At 69.1% G+C, this 1,832-nt stretch carries 2 protein-coding genes and 1 pseudogene; all 3 read left to right on the forward strand.

Annotated elements, in window-relative coordinates; all coding sequences use genetic code 11:
* The first annotated feature begins 162 nt into the window (after nucleotides 1–162).
* Nucleotides 163–1,221 (forward strand): LLM class flavin-dependent oxidoreductase, encoded by a 1,059-nt coding sequence (locus ACH4FX_RS43190; protein ID WP_398487398.1) that lies wholly within the window; start codon nucleotides 163–165, stop codon nucleotides 1,219–1,221.
* Nucleotides 1,222–1,256: 35 nt separating this feature from the next.
* Nucleotides 1,257–1,481 (forward strand): hypothetical protein, encoded by a 225-nt coding sequence (locus ACH4FX_RS43195; RefSeq protein WP_398487399.1) that lies wholly within the window; start codon nucleotides 1,257–1,259, stop codon nucleotides 1,479–1,481.
* A 220-nt stretch (nucleotides 1,482–1,701) separates the two neighbouring features.
* Nucleotides 1,702–1,832: pseudogene (locus ACH4FX_RS43200) on the forward strand (IS5/IS1182 family transposase); the annotation flags it as partial.

Here is a 1,832-nt window from a genome sequence, read left to right on the forward strand (position 1 = left end):
CCCCACCCCCCTGAGCACCCCCCACCACCCCCCCCCCGGGGGGGGGGGGGGGGGGGGGGGGGGGGGGGGGGCGGGGGGGGGGGGGGGGGGGGGGGGGGGCCCCCCCCCCCGGCCCGGCGTCACTGACAAACACCGACGAACCGCGACAGGGTGATCAAAACCATGGAACACGGCATCTCGCTGCTGCCCGACTGCCGTCCCGAACAGCGGACTCCGGCCGAGTACTACCGCGACGCCATCGCCATCAGCAAGTTCAGCGACGACGCGGGCCTCGGCTACGTCAAGATGACCGAGCACTACCTCGGCGACTACGGCGGCTACTGCCCGAGCCCGCTTACCTTCCTCACCGCCGTCGCCGCGCAGACCTCCCGCATCCGCCTGATGACCGGTGCCCTGCTGCCGGCCTTCCACCACCCGATCCAGCTCGCCGCGCACATCGCGCAGGTGGACGCCATCAGCGGCGGCCGGGTCGACGCCGGCTTCGGCCGGGCCTGGCTGCCGTACGAGTTCGACGCCTTCAAGGTGCCGATGGACGAGAGCCGCGCGCGCTACGAGGCGACCATCGAGGCCGTCGTACGGCTGTGGACCGAGGAGAAGGTCAGTGAGAACACCCCCTTCTTCTCCTACACCGACGCGACCTCACTCCCCCCGGTGACCCAGCGGCCGCACCCGCCGGTGTGGGGCGCGGCGGTCAAGTCGCCGGAGAGCTTCACCTGGCTCGCCACCAAGGGTTTCGGCGTGATGCTGGCGCTGGCCCCGGCCCGCCAGTACACCTCCGTCAGCCGGCACCTCGTCGACCACTACCGCGAGGTCTTCACCGCGACCCACGGCACCACCCGCACCCCGCGCATAGCCATGAGCACCCCGCTCTACATCGCCCGCACCGACGCGGAGGCCTACCGCCTGGCCGAGCCGTTCTACCGCGAGTACCTGCGGGTGTGGACGGAGGCGGCGCGTTCCTGGCGCGACACCAGCTCCAGCGGCTACGTCGGCTACGAGTCGATGGGCCGGGACATGAAGCACCTCGGTTCCTTCGACGTCAAGCGCTACGGTACGGCCGTCATCGGCTCCCCGCAGTCCGCGGTGGAGCAGATCCACGAGCTGCACGAGACGTACGGCGCCGACACCTATCTGTGGAACGTCGACTTCGGTGGCCAGAACTATGAGCAGATGCACGCCAGCATGAAACTTTTCGTCGACGAAGTCCTTCCTAAGATCTGAAGGCCGTTCGACACCGCAACCCGGAAAGAGTTCCCATGTCCCTCACGCCCGACCCCACCCGCAGCCCGGCGCGCGCCGAACGCTCCGGCAAGGCACTGGACCTTGCCGCGTACGCCGCGTACAGCCTCTTCCCGCTCTCCGGCGCCCTCGGCCTCATCCTGGCGATCCTCACCGACTCCTGGTACTGGCTCCTCGTCGTCCCCCCGCTGGCCTACGGCGCCCGGCAGCTCACGAAGCACCGCCGGAACGCCGACGACTGACGGCCCGGTCCGCAATCCGGGCTGAAGCGTGGTCCGGGAATCAGCGGGCGGGAAGTGCGGTACGCCTGCGCACTTGTCGATCACTTGACTGGTCGGTGATCTGGTGCGGCGGTGGCGGTCATGCTCTTCGTCCTGGGCAGTGGCGTACTTTCGAGCCTAAGAGCTCCTAACGCAACGGAAGTAGCCGTGTCCTCTGGAGGAGTGTGCCGGTTGCTGAGGTGTGAGTAAGAGAAGTGCTCGACCGTGGCTGTTCGATGATGAGCTGTGGTCGAGAGTCGAGCCGCTGTTGCCGGTGCCGCCTGGCGGGTGTCGCAGACCCGGCCGCAAGCCAGTGCTGGAGGACCGGAAGGT

The organism is Streptomyces sp. NPDC018019, from assembly GCF_044327805.1.
GTDB lineage: Bacteria > Actinomycetota > Actinomycetes > Streptomycetales > Streptomycetaceae > Streptomyces.

Bases quoted from the DNA above. Each gene is read 5' to 3' on its own strand.
- ACH4FX_RS43190 (WP_398487398.1), top strand. From the start codon at position 163: ATGGAACACGGCATCTCGCTGCTGCCCGACTGCCGTCCCGAACAGCGG.
- ACH4FX_RS43195 (WP_398487399.1), top strand. From the start codon at position 1,257: ATGTCCCTCACGCCCGACCCCACCCGCAGCCCGGCGCGCGCCGAACGC.